The sequence below is a fragment of the Aeromonas sp. ZOR0002 genome (assembly GCF_963866995.1).
Taxonomy (GTDB): Bacteria; Pseudomonadota; Gammaproteobacteria; order Enterobacterales; family Aeromonadaceae; genus Aeromonas; species Aeromonas caviae.
This window is the reverse complement of the sequence record NZ_CAWMFQ010000374.1, coordinates 1-17,858: the sequence shown is the minus strand read 5'-3', so window position 1 is coordinate 17,858 and position 17,858 is coordinate 1. Positions and strand designations below refer to the sequence as shown.

At 63.5% G+C, this 17,858-nt stretch carries 14 protein-coding genes; 9 read left to right on the top strand and 5 right to left on the bottom strand.

Features of this window, described 5'->3' with window-relative positions; all coding sequences use genetic code 11:
• Positions 1-137: 137 nt before the first annotated feature.
• Positions 138-860 (bottom strand): phosphatase PAP2 family protein, encoded by a 723-nt coding sequence (locus AACR77_RS20110; protein ID WP_042880100.1) that lies wholly within the window; start codon positions 858-860, stop codon positions 138-140.
• Between the two features lie 250 nt (positions 861-1,110).
• On the opposite strand from AACR77_RS20110, the gene AACR77_RS20105 reads away from it, so the two are divergent.
• From AACR77_RS20105 to dedD, 7 genes are all read left to right on the top strand, one after another.
• Positions 1,111-2,232 (top strand): 4-phosphoerythronate dehydrogenase, encoded by a 1,122-nt coding sequence (locus tag AACR77_RS20105; protein WP_042880098.1) that lies wholly within the window; start codon positions 1,111-1,113, stop codon positions 2,230-2,232.
• Between the two features lie 147 nt (positions 2,233-2,379).
• Positions 2,380-3,396 (top strand): aspartate-semialdehyde dehydrogenase, encoded by a 1,017-nt coding sequence (locus AACR77_RS20100; protein ID WP_010675142.1) that lies wholly within the window; start codon positions 2,380-2,382, stop codon positions 3,394-3,396.
• 293 nt (positions 3,397-3,689) lie between these two features.
• The gene (locus AACR77_RS20095) at positions 3,690-5,816 is read left to right on the top strand and encodes a FimV/HubP family polar landmark protein (protein WP_042880095.1); all 2,127 of its coding nucleotides are present in this window, start codon (positions 3,690-3,692) and stop codon (positions 5,814-5,816) included.
• A gap of 166 nt (positions 5,817-5,982) precedes the next feature.
• Entirely contained in the window at positions 5,983-6,792 is an 810-nt protein-coding gene (gene truA, locus AACR77_RS20090; protein ID WP_042880093.1) for a tRNA pseudouridine(38-40) synthase TruA, read from the top strand.
• A 119-nt stretch (positions 6,793-6,911) separates the two neighbouring features.
• The gene (accD, locus tag AACR77_RS20085) at positions 6,912-7,775 is read left to right on the top strand and encodes an acetyl-CoA carboxylase, carboxyltransferase subunit beta (protein WP_041214977.1); all 864 of its coding nucleotides are present in this window, start codon (positions 6,912-6,914) and stop codon (positions 7,773-7,775) included.
• 2 nt (positions 7,776-7,777) lie between these two features.
• A complete protein-coding gene (folC, locus tag AACR77_RS20080; RefSeq protein WP_042880091.1) occupies positions 7,778-9,037 on the top strand; it encodes a bifunctional tetrahydrofolate synthase/dihydrofolate synthase in 1,260 nt (419 codons plus the stop codon).
• A 179-nt stretch (positions 9,038-9,216) separates the two neighbouring features.
• Positions 9,217-10,020: a cell division protein DedD gene (gene dedD / locus AACR77_RS20075; protein WP_029314728.1), complete on the top strand. Its 804-nt coding sequence runs from the start codon at positions 9,217-9,219 to the stop codon at positions 10,018-10,020.
• 105 nt (positions 10,021-10,125) lie between these two features.
• Here the strand turns inward: dedD and AACR77_RS20070 are convergent, their stop codons facing one another.
• The 4 genes from AACR77_RS20070 to AACR77_RS20055 form a co-directional block, all read right to left on the bottom strand.
• Entirely contained in the window at positions 10,126-10,470 is a 345-nt protein-coding gene (locus tag AACR77_RS20070) for a TusE/DsrC/DsvC family sulfur relay protein (RefSeq protein ID WP_039038798.1), read from the bottom strand.
• A 115-nt stretch (positions 10,471-10,585) separates the two neighbouring features.
• Positions 10,586-12,727, bottom strand: coding sequence for a YccS family putative transporter (gene yccS, locus AACR77_RS20065; RefSeq protein WP_042880089.1), 2,142 nt, complete (start codon positions 12,725-12,727; stop codon positions 10,586-10,588).
• A 264-nt stretch (positions 12,728-12,991) separates the two neighbouring features.
• Positions 12,992-13,648 carry a Bax inhibitor-1/YccA family protein gene (locus AACR77_RS20060; protein ID WP_010675134.1) on the bottom strand — a complete coding sequence of 219 codons (657 nt, stop codon included), beginning with the start codon at positions 13,646-13,648 and terminating at the stop codon, positions 12,992-12,994.
• 163 nt (positions 13,649-13,811) lie between these two features.
• Positions 13,812-14,750, bottom strand: a complete 939-nt coding sequence (locus AACR77_RS20055; RefSeq protein ID WP_042880087.1) for a helix-turn-helix transcriptional regulator — start codon at positions 14,748-14,750, stop codon at positions 13,812-13,814.
• A 130-nt stretch (positions 14,751-14,880) separates the two neighbouring features.
• Here AACR77_RS20055 and AACR77_RS20050 point away from each other — a divergent pair, with 130 nt between their 5' ends.
• Positions 14,881-17,037: a TonB-dependent siderophore receptor gene (locus AACR77_RS20050; protein ID WP_042880086.1), complete on the top strand. Its 2,157-nt coding sequence runs from the start codon at positions 14,881-14,883 to the stop codon at positions 17,035-17,037.
• 97 nt (positions 17,038-17,134) lie between these two features.
• Positions 17,135-17,858, top strand: a 724-nt coding sequence (locus AACR77_RS20045; RefSeq protein WP_042880084.1) for an alpha/beta hydrolase, incomplete at its 3' end; no start/stop codon positions are given.

The following is a 17,858-nucleotide window of genomic DNA, read 5'->3' as shown; positions in this document are numbered from 1 at the left end:
TCACAGTCCCCCGAATTCAAGGCTTATGCCGCCAAGCGCTTCGTCGGCTACAAGTATCCCGAGGGCTGGCAGCAGAAGGGGTGAGTGGCGTACAAGCGATAAAAACGGGCACCCAGGTGCCCGTTTTTTATTGGAGGTCAGTAGTGGCGCAACCACCAGCGGGCGGCCAGGAGGGCGGTGAGGCTGCCAAGCAGGGCGCTTGCCAGCACATCCAGGGGCCAGTGCATGCCGATAAGGGTGCGCGAGAGGCCGATCCCGATGGCCCAGAGTGGCAGCAGCCAGGCCCCGGCGGGAGCCCGGGCCAGCCAGATCAGGCCGAAGAACTGGGCGAGGCTCATGGCGGCGATGCTGTGACCGGAGGGAAAGGCGTAGTTGACCTCTGCCTGCCAGTGCTGACCGAGCCAGGCGGGCAGCGCCAGCAACTGGGTCGCGGCGTGGACCTGTTCACTGCGAAGGGCCTGGCTTCCCCCATAGAACTGGCGGATGGCGGGGATCAGCTCCTGGCTCTCCAGCCAGATGAGGTAGGGCCTGGGCTCCTCGGTCAGCAGCTTGATGAGGCTCTTGATGACCCAGTCGCTCGCCAGCACGACAAAGAGGGCGCCAGCCAGCGCCAACAAGGCGCGACTGTCCAGCGTCAGCTTGTGTCTTGTGAGCAGCAGCAGGGCGGCGATGGTGAAGACCAGCCCCGGCAAGTCCACCATGCGGGTGAGGGCGTAGGGCCACCATAGCCAGCCCGATTGCAGGGCCTGGGTCATGAACGGCTGCCAGGGCAGGCAGACGAGCAATAGCAGGGGAAGGAGCAGGAGGGCATTGAAATGAAGCACCTTGCGGCGTGGCAACGAAGAGGAGTGAGTCGGCATCAAGGGGTCCGGTTCGGTGGCGCGAGCGGCTAAAAAGAGGCGTCATTGTGCCAGTCAGGTTGCTCTGGTCAAGGCGAAGGGTGCGAGGGCAACAGGCTGTTACATATGATGCTGCCGGGCATCGTGCCCGCACCTGAGGCCGGGAGGCGGAAAGATGGCCGCAGAGCGGTCTGCCAACAAGCCTCTGAAAATCCGTCGCGTTTGGGCTAGAATGGCGCGCCTGTGGCCCTTGTGGACGAGATGCGTGCCGATGAAGATCGTCGTTGATGAAAATATGCCCCATGCGGTGGAGCTGTTTGCGGAATTTGGTGAAGTGGTTCCCCTGCCGGGACGAGAAATAAAGGCTGCGGATCTGCAAGAGGCGGATGTGCTGCTGGTGCGCTCCGTGACCCGGGTCAACGAAGCGCTCCTGGCGAGTTGCCCCAGGCTGGGGTTTGTCGGCACGGCCACCATCGGCACGGATCACATCGATCAGGGGCTGCTGGCGGCGCGGGGCATCCCCTTCTTCAGCGCCCCCGGCTGCAACAAGGTGTCGGTGGGGGACTACGTGCTCTCCGCCCTGCTGGTTCTGGCGGAACGCCATGAGCTGACCTTGAGCGAGATGAGCCTCGCCGTCATCGGCGCCGGCAACACCGGCGAGAGCGTGGCCGGCAAGGCCGAGGCGCTCGGGATGAAGGTGCTGCGCTGCGACCCGCCCCTGGCCGGTAGCGGCGCCGCTGGCGACTTCGTGGATTACCGCATTGCCCTGGATGCCGACATCGTCAGCTTCCATGTCCCCTATCTTCGTGAAGGGGATGAGGCCACCTTCCACCTGCTGGGAGCCGAGGAGATCGCCGAGCGTCCGGCCGGGCAGATCCTTATCAACGCCTCCCGCGGCGAGGTGTGGGACAACCGGGCCCTGCTTGTCCGCCAGCAGGGGCCCCATCCCCTGCGGCTGGTGATGGACGTATGGGAAGGAGAGCCCGAGCCCCTCAAGGAACTGGTGCCCCATACCGAGCTGGCCACCCCGCACATCGCCGGTTACAGCCTGGAAGGCAAGGCCCGTGGCACCTGGATGCTCTATGAGGCGCTGTGCCGGCAACTGGGGCGCACCCCGCGCCAGGATCTGCAATCCCTGCTGCCTGCCCCCGAGGTGCGCGAGCTGACGCCGGGGCAGCCGGCGGATCAGGCGCTCATCAAGCAGCTTGTCCACCTTGTTTATGACGTGCGCCGTGACGACGCCCGTTTTCGCAACCGGATCGGGCTGCCCGGAAGCTTCGATGAGCAGCGCAAGCGCTACCCCGAGCGGCGCGAATTGGGCGCCTTGCAACTGAAAGGGCCCTTCGCCGACGACAGACTGGCCCGACTGGGCTTTGCCGTCTCGAAGCAATAAACCCGATTTCAACAAGGGGAGGGGCTTGCCCAGGCGGCGCTTCCCCCCGGCCCGGCATCATGGCGGGCCTGTCATTAAACCGATACGCGTGCCAGCCGGGGCCCTCATGCCCGGCCCCGACGGGCCGCATCACAGGAGAACAGATCAGTGAGTCAGCAATTCAACGTAGCGGTATTGGGTGCCAGCGGCGCCGTGGGTCAGGCCATGATCGAGATCCTGGAGGAGCGCGCCTTCCCGGTAGCGACCCTCTATCCGCTCGCCTCCAGTCGCAGCGCTGGGGACACGGTGCGTTTTGGCGGCAAGAACGTCGACATCCTTGATGTGGAGGCCTTTGACTGGAGCCAGGTGGAGATTGCACTCTTCTCCGCCGGTGCCGAGGTCTCGGCCAAATGGGCGCCCATCGCCGCCGAGCACGGCTGCATCGTCATCGACAACACCTCCTGCTTCCGCTACGACGAGGACATTCCCCTGGTCATTCCGGAAGTGAACCCGGACGCGCTGGCCGATTTTCGCAACCGCAACATCATCGCCAACCCCAACTGCTCCACCATCCAGATGCTGGTGGCCCTCAAGCCCCTGCACGATGAGGTAGGCATCAGTCGCATCAACGTGGCGACCTACCAATCCGTTTCCGGCTCCGGCAAGGAAGGGGTGAGCGAGCTGGCGGGCCAGACCGCCCACCTGCTCAACGGCCGCCCGGTGGAGCCGACCCTCTATCCGCAGCAGATCGCCTTCAACCTGATCCCGCAGATCGATGCTTTCACCGACAACGGCTACACCCGGGAAGAGATGAAGATGGTGTGGGAGACCCAGAAGATCCTGGGGGATGCCAGCATCGCCGTGAACCCTACCTGCGTGCGGGTACCGGTCTTCTATGGTCACGCCGAGGCGGTCCATGTGGAGCTGCACCAGCCGCTGGACGCCGAGCAGGTCAAGGATCTGTTGCGCAATGCCCCGGGGGTCACCCTGTTTGATGATGAAGGGGACTACCCGACCCCGGTGCGCGATGCCACCGGCCAGGATGATGTGATGGTCGGGCGGGTACGCCAGGATATTTCTCATCCGAGTGGTATCAATATGTGGATTGTGGCCGATAACGTTCGTAAGGGCGCGGCAACCAACAGCGTGCAGATTGCCGAACTGCTGGTACGCGACTACCTCTGAGGCCGGATGTCGGCCCCGGGCGGGGAGGGAACCCCGCCTTGATGTGGGCGCCCTGGCCCCGGTATGTGACCGGGAACCCACTCTCCGGTTTTTGGAATACCGTGTGATATCAGTGGACTAGGTTTTTTTCTACACTCTGGTTCGCGTCTGGGGCTGCTTTCTGGTCGCCGCCGGGCGCGAAATATGTCGGATCGCTGGCTTGAGACCGGCGCCTGATTTATATTGAGCCGATTGTTTTGGGGTAACTATCCAGATTTTTCAATGTGATAGGGCCGTCATACGAAGGAACGAATATGGGACATTCCCGCATAACGCTGGCAACGCTACTCGCATTGGGGCTTCTGGGCACGGTTCAGGCCGAAGAGGGGGCGCGAGAACCCTTCTTTGTCGAACTCAAGGGACCGGATGGCTCACCGCCCCCCGCGGTGCAACCAGAGCCCCGGGCCCAGCCCGTGGCGCCCGTCACCCTGCCCAGAGCCCAGCCCATCGTGCGTCAGGTGCCTGCTGCGTCGGCTGGCAGTTATGGTCCCGTGCGTCCCACCGACACCCTCTGGAGTCTGGCGAGCAAGCATCGCCCGTCCAACCGGGTAAGCGTCTACCAGACCATGGTGGCCATCTATGACAAGAACCCCCGAAGCTTCGCAGACGGCAACATCAACCATATTCTGGTGGGTTCCCACATCCTGCTGCCCACCGCCGCAGAGGCGGGGCGCATCACAGATGCCGAAGCACGCCGTCGCTTCAACAGCGACAACGCGAGCTGGAAGGGGCTGAGCCCCAAATACCTGGCCAACAAGCAATCCCACGTCGCCCAGCCGGTGGTGAGCAAGCCTGCTCCGGCCAAGCCGGCTGTGGTGGCCAAGAATACACCGCCCAAGGCGGCGCCGATCCCGGCGGCACCCAAGGCGACGGCTCCTGCCCCCGAGGTGAAGGAGACCGCCAAGGCGGCTGTCTCCACCCCCGTGGTGGTGAGCGCTGCTGCGAGCAGCGCCGCCAGCACGGCGCCGGCGCCCCTGCCCGCCACTGCGGTGGGCAAACCCTCTACCGAGATGGCGCTGGCCCTGGAAGATGCCAACGCCCAGCTCGGCCAGGTCACCGAGATGAACCACAGGCTCAAGCTGCGCCTGCAAGCCCTGACCGAAGAGGTGGAGACCCTCAAGGCGCAGTTGCAGGATCAGACCGCCCTGCAAAAAGAGGTGGCGGAACTCAAGGCCAATCCGACGCCTCCCGTGGTGGCGCCGGTGCCCAAACAGAGCTGGCTGATGGAGCTGCTCTCTTCGCCGCTCAATCTCGCCATGATCATCCTGCTGCCGGTACTCCTGGTGCTTGCCCTGGTCACGCTCTGGCTGCGTGCTCGTGCCCGCCGCGAGCTGGAAGAGCAGGAGAAGAGCCTCTCCGAGTCGACCTCCATGGTCATGGGAGACGAGAACAGCGAGTTTGATCAGCTGATGACGGTGGGCATCGCGGATGACGAGCCCCTCCATGGCATGCCGGATCTCAACGAGCCGGAAGTGAGCAGGAAGCAAGATGGTGCCAGTGCTGCCGCCGATGTCATCTTCCGGGATGACGAGACGGCGCTCTCCGCTTTTGATGTGGAGCCTGCGGTGACGACGGCGAACCGGGATCCGGATCTGGTGCCCGAGCTGGATCTGGCCCACGAGGGTGACTTCGATCTGCCCGTGGTGCCGGAACTCGATCTCTCCGACGAGCCCACCTCCTCTGCTCGTGGTCATGACGAGATCATGACCGAGGAGGAGCTGCAGGCCGCCCTGTTTGCCGAGCTGGACGCGGATCTGGAAGCGGATCTGGCCCAGGCCCAGAAGGAGAGCCGCAGCCAGCGTGACGAGACACTGGCCAACTTCGATCTGAGCGATCTAGAGACCGGGTTTGGCGAGCCGACCGACGATGAGCTTGCCGCCAAGGCGCCGCACATCGACGAGACGGGGTTTGGCAAGGACGATGTGGACGACATGCTGGCCGAGCTCGGGCTGGAGCCCACCAAGCCGGCGGCGTCCGAGTGGGATCCCAGCGAGCTGGCCCTGGCGGACTTCGAGGATGCCTTCGCCGAGGTGGAGTCCCATCAGGGGGAGGTGAAACCCCGCGAGCAGGTGCAAGACAGCGACTTCGTTGAAATCGACAAGCTGCTGGCCGATGCCGATGCCAGCAGCACGGAGCAGGAACCCTATCAGGGCTTCTCCCTGGATGTGGGGCTGGACGGTTTCCCCGAGGTGCTGCCGGAGTCCAACGGCTTTGATGTGGATGCCGATGACGGCGGGGTGGGGGCCAAGCTGGATCTGGCCCGGGCCTACCTCGAGATCGACGACAAGGAGAGCGCCCGTGAGCTGCTGGAAGAGGCGGTGGCCCAGGGCAGCGAGCACCAGCGCAGCGAGGCGCAGAAGCTGCTCAAGCGCCTGGGCTAGGCAGGCCCTTGTCATCCATGCACCAGAGAGGGCTGCCCGCGGGCTGCCCTCTCTCTTTGGGGGCCCCGCACCGCGGCCTCGCCCGGTCTGGGACTTTTGAGCCCGAGCGCGTATAATCCGCCCCGTTTCTTTCACTGCATCCTTTCATCAGAAGACACCGTTACCCATGCGAATTGCCCTTGGTATTGAATATGACGGCAGCCGGTACTTCGGCTGGCAGCGCCAGCGCGAAGTGATCAGCGTTCAGGAGGAGCTGGAAAAAGCCCTCAGCCGCATCGCCAACCACCCCGTCTCCATCCAGTGTGCCGGTCGCACCGATGCGGGGGTGCATGCCACCGGCCAGGTGATCCACTTCGATACCGAGTCGAACCGCGCAGAAGGCGCCTGGACCCTGGGGCTCAACTCCAACCTGCCCCCTGACATCGCCGTGCGCTGGGTCAGGGAAGTGGACGAGCATTTCCATGCCCGCTTCAGCGCCACCGCCCGCCGCTACCGTTACGTCATCTACAACCACAACTACCGCCCGGCGATCCTGAGCCAAGGCGTCAGCCACTACCACGAAGCCATCGATGCGACGCTGATGCACCAGGCCGGCCAGAGCCTGCTGGGGGAGCATGACTTCAGCACCTTCCGGGCTGTCGCCTGTCAGTCCAACACCCCCTGGCGCAATGTGACCCACCTGTGTGTCAGCCGTTCCGGCCCCTACATCGTGCTCGACATCAAGGCCAACGCCTTCCTGCATCACATGGTGCGCAACATCACCGGCTCCCTGCTGCTGGTGGGGCAGGGGCTTCAACCGGTGGAGTGGATTGCCGAGGTGCTGGCGGCGAAGGATCGCAACCTGGCGGGCCCGACCGCCAAGGCGGGCGGCCTCTATCTGGTGGATGTGGATTACCCGGCAGAATTCGGGTTGCCCCGGCCGCCCCTCGGTCCGCTGTGGCTGCCGGACTCGGCACCGGGTACGACCAGTTTTTAGTAACTGGGCCCGAAAATTTGTGGTTTAATGATCCGTCGTTTATTGCCATCGAGCCGTTAAGTCATTGAACAATCAAGGCTCGATGTGTTTTGTCAGGCACAAATGCATTAAGGAATTCCATGAGCTGGCTTGAGAAGATCCTTCCCAAGAGCAAGATCACCACACCGCGTCGTCACAACATTCCGGAAGGGGTGTGGACCAAGTGTACTGCTTGCGAACAGGTGCTCTACCGGGCAGAGCTGGAGCGCAATCTCGAAGTGTGCCCCAAGTGTGACCATCATATGCGCATCAGCGCCCGTGCCCGTCTCGAGAGCTTCCTCGACACCGAGGGACGCAGCGAAGTCGCGGCCGAGCTGGAGCCGCAAGACATCCTGAAATTCAAGGATTCCAAGCGCTACAAGGATCGTTTGTCTGCCGCCCAGAAAGAGACGGGCGAGAAGGATGCGCTGGTGGTGATGAAGGGGACCCTTAAGGGGGTACCGGTCGTCGCCTGTTCATTCGAGTTCTCCTTCATCGGGGGCTCCATGTCCTCCGTGGTCGGTGCCCGCTTCGTGCGCGCCGTCGAGGAGAGCATCAAGGAGGGCCGCGGCCTGGTCTGCTTCTCCACCTCCGGTGGTGCGCGGATGCAGGAAGCCCTGTTCTCCCTGATGCAGATGGCGAAGACCAGTGCGGCCCTAGATCGCCTCACCAAGGCGGGCCTGCCCTTCATCTCCGTGCTGACCGACCCCACCATGGGTGGCGTCTCAGCGAGTCTGGCCATGCTGGGTGACATCAACGTAGGCGAACCCAAGGCGCTGATCGGCTTTGCCGGCCCCCGCGTCATCGAGCAGACCGTGCGCGAGAAACTGCCGGAAGGCTTCCAGCGCTCCGAGTTCCTGCTGGAGAAGGGCGCCATCGATCTCATCATCGACAGGCGCGAAATGCGCAACCGTCTGGCCGGTCTGCTGGCCAAGCTGATGAACACTCAGGTCATCGAAGACTGAAGATGAGTTCACACATGCAACAATCCCAAAGCCGGTCGCTGGTCGACTGGCTTTCTTATTTGGAGCAGATCCACCCGGCCAACATCGACATGGGGCTGGAGCGGGTCGGCACGGTTGCCCGCCGCATGGGCCTCACCGAACTGCCGTTCAAGGTGATCACGGTGGCGGGCACCAACGGCAAGGGCTCCTCTTGCGCCATGGCGGCCAGCATCCTGATGGCCGCCGGCTACCGGGTCGGTGTCTACTCCTCCCCCCATCTGCTGCGCTTTACCGAGCGGGTGCGCGTCAATGGCCAGGAGCTGGCCGATGGCGATCACTGCGCGGCCTTTGCCGAGGTAGAAGCCGCCCGGGGCGACATCGCCCTCACCTTCTTCGAGTTCGCCACCCTGGCGGGTCTGTGGCTGTTTCGCCGCGCCGCGCCCGATGTGCTCTTGCTGGAAGTGGGGCTGGGGGGGCGGCTCGACGCCACCAATGTGGTGGAATCGGACGTCGCCCTGATCACCTCCATTGCCCTGGATCACTGCGACTGGCTCGGGGATACCCGGGAGGCGGTGGCGGTGGAGAAGGCTGGCGTCTATCGCAAAGGTAAACCCGCCATCAGCGGGGAGCCCAATCCGCCGTCGACCATCGCAAGCGAAGCGGCGCGCCTCGGCGCCTGCTTGCGTCAGGTCGGCATCGATTTTCGTGGTGACGAGCATGAAGGTGACTGGGATTATCACGGCCTGCACCATTGGTCGGGATTGCCCAAACCGGCCCTGCCGCTGATGAATGCGGTCACCGTGCTGGCGGCCCTGGAGTCCCTCGGTCTGCCATTGGCGGAGTCCGCCATCCGCGACGGCCTGGCCAATGCCCGCCTTGCTGGCCGGATGCAGCAGTTGCAAACCTCGCCGCTGGTCATCGTCGACGTGGCCCACAATCCCCACTCTGCCGCCTATCTCGCCAGCCAGTTGCGCCAGCTCCCCGGCAAGGGCAAGCGCCGCGCCGTGGTTGGCATGCTCAAGGACAAGGACATGGCGGGGTCGCTGGCCGAGCTTGACGGTCTGATTGACGAGTGGTTCCTGGCAAGCCTCCACGGCCCGCGCGCGGCCACGGCCGACCAGTTGGCGACGGCCCTTGGCAGCGGCCGGGGCGTGGCGCTCACCTTTGCCTGCGTGGGGGATGCCTACGGCGCCGCCTTGGCCGCATCGAGTCCTGACGATATGGTCATTGTGTTCGGCTCGTTTTACACTGTCGCCGACGTGCTGGCTCTGGGCTCGGTCTGAGCCGTTCGCTCCCCTGGCTCCGTCATCGTGACGACGGGCCGGGTTTTGCACTGGATAATCCCCTTTCAGGCCAAGTGGGTGGCGAGGGACCCGGCTTCGCCAGCCGGCGTGAGGGGAGGCGTTCTTTGCGAAGTGTGCAAGATTGCAATGGATCCTAAGTAACATGGGTGGAAATTAACTTGGCTTCGAAGTTTCAAAACAGATTGGTGGGGACCGTCATCCTGGTCGCCCTGGTGGTCATCTTTCTGCCGGACCTGATGGACGGCAACAAGCTGGAGCAGAAGGACGAGGCCTTCGCCAAGATCCCCCTGCGTCCGGAGCTGGAGCCCGCCAAACCTGCGCTTCAGGTCTCGGCGGCGAGCACCCTGCCGGCCGAGCATCTGGCGAGTCAGCAGCAGGCCTCTGCCGCGACCCAGTGGCAAGTAGAGGAGATTGGCGATACCGTGACCCTGGCCAATCAGGGGGGAGCCAATCCAGCGGGAGCCAGTCAGGCTCCCATCACCCAGCAGCAGCCGGTACAGGCCGTGGCACAACCCAAGCCCCAGCCCAAACCCGAGCCCAAGCCGGAAGTGATCGCCAAGAAACCGGTGGAGCAGCCCAAACCCAAGCCGGTGCCAACCAAGCCGGTAGAGGTGCAAAAACCGGTGGAGGCCAAGCCACAGGCGGGCCAGATCAAGACCATGGATGATCTTATCGCGAGCAAGATGGCCCAGCCGACTACGGCACCGGCAGCAGCCCCGGCTCAGGGGAGCTGGATCCTGCAGCTCGGCGCCTTCAAGAATGCAGACAGCGTCAATGCCCTGGTGAGCAAGCTGAGGGCGGCGGGCTACTCGGCCCAGACGTCGCCGAGAACTCCGGTGCAGGGGCAGATCAACCGGGTCTTCATCGGGCCGGATGTCTCCAAGGCCAAGTTGCAGGGCATGCAGAGCCGGATCAGCCAGATGACGGGCTTGAGCGGCTCCGTGGTGGCCTACAACCCCTGACAGCATGATGAAATGAAAAGACCGCGCCTCATGGCAACATGGGCGCGGTCTTTTTTTGTGTCCAACACGGGGGAGGCAGTGTGGCTATCGGGCTGCCGAGGAGGACTAGATGCACTTCACCGGCTTGGGGAGGCCTGCGATCTTGGTGGCCTGCTTGGCGGGGCCTTCCGGGAACAACTTGTAGAGGTAGCGGCTGTTGCCCTTCTCCGGGCCGTACTGCTTTTCCATTGCCTTGACCAGGGCGCGGATGGCGGGGGAGGTGTTGAACTCCAGATAGAAGGCCCGTACGAAACGCACCACTTCCCAGTGGGGATCCTCCAGCACTATCCCCTCTTTCTCGGCCAGCACCAAGGCCAGCGCCTCGCTCCATTGCTCGCTGTGGCGCAGATAGCCTTGGGCATCGGTCTCGATGAGTTGGCCGTTGAACTGCAAATGGTGTGGCTCGGACATGACGCTTCCTCGAAAAGGCTATCTCAATGGGGCGGGCATGGTAGCGCCTTGCGTCCCGTCCGGCAACCGGGGCGGCGCCTGCCTCGGGCGAGACAGGCCCGGCGGCTATGCCCGGCTAGGTCCGGCCCTGACCTGTCAGCAACTGGCCGTCGTTGGCCAGCATCAGCAGCTCGTCTGCCAACTGGCTGATGAGGGAGAGCTGCTGGCTCAGCATCAGCTGCTCCTCGCTGCTCTCCGGAGCGATGGTCGGACAGGCTCCCGCGAGTGGCGTCGGCATCTGCCCCGCCAGGTGATCGGCGGCCTGCTCCAGGGTCTGGCTGATGTGGCGGCTTATCTCCTCCAGCCCCTCGATGGGCTCGAGTTTGTCGCGATGGGCCCCGAGTGCCGAGATATAGGAGAGCAGGGCATGGTTGCGCCAGGTGAGAGTGAAGCAGAGATCCAGGAAGCGGCGGCGCTTGCTCGGCTCCACCAGCATGCTCTGCCAGGCCATGGCCAGCTCGCTGTCGGCGAGGTGGGCACACTTGCGGGCTACCCGGTAGTCCAGGGATTCATCCCGCTGGCGATGCAGGCTGGCGAGAACCGCCGAGAGGTACTTCGCATTGGCGGACAGGGAGTTGGCGATAAGGGTTGGCAACCGCTTGTATTGCCAGTCGGGCCAGAGCCAGGCCACCAGGGCGTAGGAGAGCAGGCAGCCGAGCAGGGTATCGAGCAGGCGGGGTCCCAGGATGGCGAAGCCGATGCCATCCAGCAGGTTGAACGCCATCAGCACGTAGAGGGTGATGAAGCAGACGGCGGCGCTGTAGTTGCTGCGTACCTGGGTGAAAAACAGGAAGGCGGCCAGCCCCATGATCCCCAGTTGCAGGTGCAGCTCGGGGAAGAACCAGAGCACGGGCACGCCGATGAGGATACCGGCAAAGGTGCCGAGCATCCGCTGCACCAGACGACGGCGGGTGGCGCTGTAGCTCGGCTGGCAGACGAACAATACGGTGAGCAGGATCCAGTACCCCTTGTCCAGGTGAAACGCCTGTAGAATGCCATAGCCCACGACCAGCCCGAGGGAGAGCCGCAGGGCATGGCGAAACACCATGGAGTTCGGGGTCAGGTGCTGCCTGAGCAATGCCAGCAAGGGCAGGGCGATCGGCCGTGCCAGGGGAGGCAGGCTGGTGGGCGGCGCGGCGGGGTTTTGCAGCTCTTCGGCGCTTTGCAGCAACTGGTTGATGCTGGCCAGGTTGCGACGCAGGAACTTCATCGGTGTCAGCAGGGTCTTGGGGTAGTGCTGCTTGAGGTGGGTGAACTCCAGCTGATCGCCGAGGGCCTCCAGGGTCCAGTGAATGCGTTTGTGGTGGGTGTAGGGCTTGTGCACCAGGATGGCGTAGCCGAGCTGCTGACAGGCGTCGGCAAGCTGTGACAGCACCTCCTGGAAGCCGTCGAGGACGATGCCCTGCTTGAGCTCCGCTTCCAGCTTGCTGTAGGGGTAGTGGCTGGAGGTGGCCCGCTCCTGGATCTCCAGGGCAAGCAGGTAGAGGCGCAGCAGGCCCGCGAGCTCGGGGGCAACCCCGTGGCGGCCGGGGGCATGAAGACGGGCATTGAGCGCCGTCTTGGCCTGGTTCAGGGCATTGACCAGGTTGATGTTGAGCTGGGCCAGATTGTGGCGGATGGCCTGGGCGCCGTGTTCGTCGGCCGGGAAGAAGCGGGATTTCTCCTGCAAGTAGCGGGCGAGGGCGAAGTAGCTCTGGGCCAGTTGCTCGTGCAGGGTCTTGTAGGGCAGCAGCCAGAGCCAGACCAGGGACACCAGGCCGTACCAGAGGGCCCCGGCGCACAGGGCCAGCGGCTGATAGAAGAGATCCGGCGCCTTGGCGGCCCCCAGCATGGTGTAGATGGCAATCAGCAGGGAGCCAAAGCTGATGGTGGCGTAGCGTTGGCCGAGGGCACCCACCATGACGAAGAGGAAGGTGGAGCCCGCGAGCCCGATGGCAAACAGCCAGGGGGTGGGGAAGAGATACTGTACGCACAATGAGGCAAACAGGAAGCAGAGCAGGGTCATGGCGAGGTTCTTGACCCGGCCCCAGAGGCTGTCGTCGGTCTCGGCGATGGCGCCGGCCACCACCCCGAGGGAGAGCAGCACGGTGAGCTGGATGTCACCGGTAGCCAGCGCGAAGGCGAGCAGCCCCGCGATGGCGAGCAGGACCTTGAGAGCGAAATAGATGTGGCTGTCTGTCAGCAGCCGGCGCAGCAGGCCGGAGAAATCCATCGGCATGCTAGGCACCACCCTTGAACGAGGTGAAATCGATGTGGCTGTCGGTCAGCAGACGGCGCAATAAACCTGAGAAGTCCATGGGCATGGGATGAAGGCAACCCTTGAGCGAAACGAAAGCGACAGCATAACCTGTCGACAACGAAACGGCCCTGATTTGGATCAGGGCCACTTCGCTTCATATCCTTGATTTGCAACTTATCCTGACAGAAATGGGCGCCAATAAAAACCCCGCCGAAGCGGGGTCTTGTGCATATCAAGCATCCATCAGTTGCGGTTGCCGCCAAGCAGGCTCAGCAGGCTCAGGAAGATGTTGTAGATGGAGACATACAGGGTGACGGTGGCAGAGATGTAGTTGGTCTCGCCGCCGCGCACGATCTGCTGGGTGGTCAGCAGGATGGCGCCGGAGGAGAAGAGCATGAACATGGCGGACAGGGCCAGGCTCAGGGCGCTCATCTGCAGGAAGATGTTGGCGACCATGGCTACCAGCAGTACCCAGAACCCGACGAACAGCATGCCGCCGAGGAAGGAGAGGTCCCGCTTGGTGGTCAGGGCATAGGCAGACAGGCCGAAGAAGGTGAGCGCAGTACCGCCCAGCGCCGTCATCACGATCTCGCCGCCGCCGTTGTTCATGTACATGTTGATGATGGGGCCGAGGCTATAGCCCAGCAGGCCGGTCAGGGCGAAGGTGAACACCAGCCCCATGCCGTTGTCACGGTTCTTCTCGGTCAGGAACATCAGGCCGTAGACACCGATGAGGAACACGGCCCAGTGCAGGGGCGGCATGTTCATGACGGTCGCTACCCCGGCTACCACGGCTGAGAAGCCAAGAGTGAGGGAGAGCAGCATGTAGGTGTTGCGCAGCACCTTGTTGGTGTCGCGCACGGCACCCTGGGTGCCAGTGTAGATAGAACGGGTATCCATCTTGATGTCCTCTTGATTTCCGGGGTGAAGCGACCAAGTGTGCTTCGTTAACGCATTGTATGCACTGAATGTGTGGATGACGAGCGCTGATTTCAAGCACCACCCCACCTGCGTGGTGCCTACTATCCCAGAGCAAAGATGTATTGCGCATGAACAAGGAGGCTCAAGGCGTTGCAGAGGGCGCCTGCTCCTGCTCTTTACCCTGTCTGGCGATCCGCGTCGGCGAGAAGCCGAACTGCTTTCTAAACGCCGTGATGAAATTGGCCACATGGTCATAGCCGGCGTGGGCGGCGGCCCCTTGCAGAGAGAGGCTGCGCGCCTCCAGCCTGGCCCGCGCTTCTTGCAGCTTTCGCTGGCGAAGGTAGCGCTGCAGGCTCATGCCCAGCTCTTTTTTTGCGGCTCGCTGCAAGGTGGAGACGCTCATGCCGAGGGTGGCCGCGATCTCGGTCAGGGTCATCTCGTCCACTTTTTCATCCCTGAGCAGCATCTTGAGGCGTGTCGGTTGCTCGTTCTGGCGCTGGCAACAGGGGGAGGCGGCCTGCTGGAGGTGGGTCATCAGGCTCTCCCAGACACTGAGGGCAAAGGCCTTGCGCATCAGCATCTCGGAGGCGTTCTGGCTGCTGGTGAGATTGAGCGCTTCCGCAATCTGTCCAAGCGCTGCGGGCAGGGTCCAGTCGACGCGGCTCAGATGGCGGCTGAAGGTCTGTGCGAAAGCCTTGCGATGCGCCTGTGCCAGGTTGTGGGCGAGCCAGGTGTGGTCCAGGGAGAGGACGATGCTGCGGCTGCGCACCTGGGCTTTGGCCGCCCCCTGCACGATGTCGGGCTCGGTATAGAGGATGGCGGTTGCCACTATGGGGTCGGACTCATGGAAGCGGCACCCCTTGAGCCTGTGAGTGGCGCCATAGGTCATCAGGGCACGGCTCTCGAGAGGAATGGCGATGATCAACTGCGGCGGCAACTCCCGCTCGGTGGCGAAGTCTGCCTTGTGAACGATGTCCTTGTTGTGAAAGCGAAGACCCTCCTGGATCACCAGGTTCTCCACCCTGCCGGTGAAACGGCCTCGCTGGCGTGCGCTGGTGTCCCTTGCCACTGTGTCAGTCATGTGCAATTTGACCATGTCGAAGAGTGAAATGACCACACCGCAAAACTGCGGCGGAAGATGGAGTGATATATTAGCCCCCGGAAAATTAAATGAAAATGATTATCACCTCTATCTTGGGGTCACTCTTACTATGGTTGTCTTGAAGGATAAAGCGCGAAGCCCGCTGGCTCTGGCCATCTCTGCCGCTCTGGCCGTCACCTTTGCCGCCCCGGCAGGGGCACACACACCGGACATCAAGCCGGACGAAACCCTGGTTGTCTATGGCAATCCACTCTACGGGATGTCGCCGTCGGAGGAGACGGGAGGCTATGGGGTCGACTCGGCCACCGTCGGCACCAAGACGCCGGCGGCCCTCAAAGACATCCCCCAGTCGATCACCGTGTTGACCAACGACTACATCGAGGAGCGCAACTTCGTGGCGGTGGACGATCTGGCCAAGTTCACGCCGGGTCTGCGCACCCTGGTCAACGACAGCGGTCGCTCCTCCATCTTCTCCCGTGGCTATGAGTACGACGAAGTGAACCTCAACGGCCTGCCATCGCCCATGCAGAGCAAGTACGGCACCCTGCCGTCGCTGGCGGCGGTGGATCGGGTGGAGATCATGCGGGGCCCCTCCGGCCTCTTCAACAGCACCAGCGAGCTGGGGGGCGTGATCAACATGGTGCTCAAGCGTCCGACCGACGCCTTCAAGGGCTCGGTCACGGCGCGCTATGGTAGCTGGGACAGGCATTACCTGGAGGCGGACATGGGGGGCGCACTCAACGACGAGGGTTCCCTGCGCGGCCGCGTCGTGGTGGCCAACGCCGACATCAAGAACCAGGTGGACTACAACAACAACGACAACGGTACCTACTACGGCACCCTGGAGTTCGATCTCTCGGATCGCACCCGCCTCTCCGTCTACGCCCTGCACCAGACCAAGGACATCCTGCCCACCAACGGCCTGCCGGCGTACAAGGACGGCTCCCTGCTCGACATCGGCCGCAGCACCTACCTGGGGTCGGCTGAAGACTTCTTCGACGCCGACACCACGGATGTGGGGGCCTCGCTGCAACACGCCTTTGCCAACGGCGGGGTGGGTCAGGTCTCGGCCCGCTACATGGATCACGACATGCGGCTGGAGCAGACCTTCACCAACGGCCCCGTGGACGTGGCGGGCAACACCGGGCTGATGTTCAACGGCCAGGGGAACCAGCAGAAGAACATGGCCTTCGATGCCAACTACAGTCAGATGTTCGATCTGTTGGGGCACAAGAGCGAGTTTGTGCTGGGCTCCGACTACAAGCGCTACGAGTCGGACATTCAGACCTACACCAACCGCAACCTCGGCAAGATCAATGTGTTCGATTTCGACCCGACCCGGGTCGCCAAGCCGGACTACAGCTACACCAAGAATGATCATGAGGAGCAGTCGGAGCTCGGTCTGTACGGCAAGGTGACCTGGCGTCTGCTGGAGCCGCTGGCGGTGATCACCGGGGCCCGCGTCTCCTGGTACGATCTGGATGCCGTCAGCACGACCCTGAGTTCCGGAGCCCAGAGCGGCGAGTCCAGTGCGTTCAACGGCAAGCTCACCCCCTACGCGGGGGCCGTCTATGACCTGAGCGACGAACACGCCTGGTATGCCAGCTACTCCAAGGTGTTCAAGCCCCAGACCAGCCAGGACGAGAGCGGCAACCTGCTCAAGCCCCGGGAGGGCAGCCAGTGGGAAACCGGCATCAAGTCCTCGCTGCGTGACGGCCTGCTCAACACCCGGGCGACCCTCTTCCTGATGAAGGACGACAACATCGCGGCCCAGGCCTACGACGATCAGGGCATTGCCATCACCAACACCTACTGGGCCACCGGCAAGGTGGAGACGCAAGGGGTGGAGCTGGAGGCGAGCGGCTATCTCAGCCAGAACTGGATGGTGATGGCCGGCTATACCTTCACCGACATCGAGGAGAAGGCCGGGGATCACAACCCGAAATTCGACACCATCCCCCGTCATGCCCTCTCACTCTGGACCGACTACCACCTGGCCGACTGGGTGCAGGGGCTGCACCTCGGGGCAGGCATGACGGCGGTGAGCGACTACGGCTTCAACCAGAAGGGGGTCGAGACCCATCAGGGGGGCTATGCCCTGTTCGATGCGGCGGTGCGTTACGAGATCAACGACAGAATGCAGGCGACCCTGAACCTCTACAACCTGCTCGACCGGGAGTACTTCTACCGGGTCGGCTCCACCAGCACCTTCAACATGTACGGCGAGCCGGCGAACCTGATGGCAGGCTTCACCTACAAGCTGTAACGACCGACGACAGCAGGGCCTGCGGGCCCTGCTGTCGTCTCTGTGCGCCGCCCTACGGGGGATCCCCAAGGCCGGCGACACAATCCTGGTTCATCTCATGACAAGACTCATCATCCTGCTGCTCACCATGACCACACTCTCTTCTGCCCAGGCAGACATGCTCCACTACGCCCAGCGCTTCACCCACCATTCGGCCCTGCTGGGGGAGACGCGGCAATACAGCGTCTCCCTGCCCCAGGAATATGAACGCGAGCCCGGGGCTCGGTTCCCCGTGCTCTATCTGCTCGACGGGGAGAAGAGTCTGCTGGAGGTTGTCGGCATCACCCGGGCCCTGCGGGCCGGGCTCAATCCGGCGATTCCCCCCCTCATCATCGTCGCGGTCCACAACACCGACCGGATGCGGGATTACACCCCGAGCCACACCATGACCTTGCCCAATGGGTCACCGGCGGGGCCCGGCTATGCCGTGACGGGGGGCGGGCCCCGATTCCTGCGCTATCTGAGTGAGGAGCTGCGCCCCCTCATCGAGGAGAGGTTTCGGACCCGGGCGCCGGCCCTGCTGGTGGGCCACTCCCTCGGCGGCCTGCTGGCGCTCGATGCACAGGCGCAAGACGGCGGCCAGTTCCAGGGAGTGATCGCCATCGACGCCAGCCTCTGGTTCGATTACCCCCGCAATTACGAGCGCATCGCGTCGGAGTTGACCGGGCCGCTCAAGCACGCCTCCTCGCTGTTCATGGCGGTGGCCAACAACCCCTTCACCCCGGGATTCGGGCGCTCGGCGTTTCACCGGGATCGCCTGCAGCAGTTTGCCCGGCAGGTGG

Excerpts from the sequence above, each read along its gene's own strand:
- AACR77_RS20110 (WP_042880100.1), bottom strand. The coding sequence starts at position 860 with ATGCCGACTCACTCCTCTTCGTTGCCACGCCGCAAGGTGCTTCATTTC.
- AACR77_RS20105 (WP_042880098.1), top strand. The coding sequence starts at position 1,111 with ATGAAGATCGTCGTTGATGAAAATATGCCCCATGCGGTGGAGCTGTTT.
- AACR77_RS20095 (WP_042880095.1), top strand. The coding sequence starts at position 3,690 with ATGGGACATTCCCGCATAACGCTGGCAACGCTACTCGCATTGGGGCTT.
- truA (WP_042880093.1), top strand. The coding sequence starts at position 5,983 with ATGCGAATTGCCCTTGGTATTGAATATGACGGCAGCCGGTACTTCGGC.
- accD (WP_041214977.1), top strand. The coding sequence starts at position 6,912 with ATGAGCTGGCTTGAGAAGATCCTTCCCAAGAGCAAGATCACCACACCG.
- folC (WP_042880091.1), top strand. The coding sequence starts at position 7,778 with ATGAGTTCACACATGCAACAATCCCAAAGCCGGTCGCTGGTCGACTGG.
- AACR77_RS20070 (WP_039038798.1), bottom strand. The coding sequence starts at position 10,470 with ATGTCCGAGCCACACCATTTGCAGTTCAACGGCCAACTCATCGAGACC.
- yccS (WP_042880089.1), bottom strand. The coding sequence starts at position 12,727 with ATGCCGATGGATTTCTCCGGCCTGCTGCGCCGGCTGCTGACAGACAGC.
- AACR77_RS20060 (WP_010675134.1), bottom strand. The coding sequence starts at position 13,648 with ATGGATACCCGTTCTATCTACACTGGCACCCAGGGTGCCGTGCGCGAC.
- AACR77_RS20055 (WP_042880087.1), bottom strand. The coding sequence starts at position 14,750 with ATGACTGACACAGTGGCAAGGGACACCAGCGCACGCCAGCGAGGCCGT.
- AACR77_RS20050 (WP_042880086.1), top strand. The coding sequence starts at position 14,881 with ATGGTTGTCTTGAAGGATAAAGCGCGAAGCCCGCTGGCTCTGGCCATC.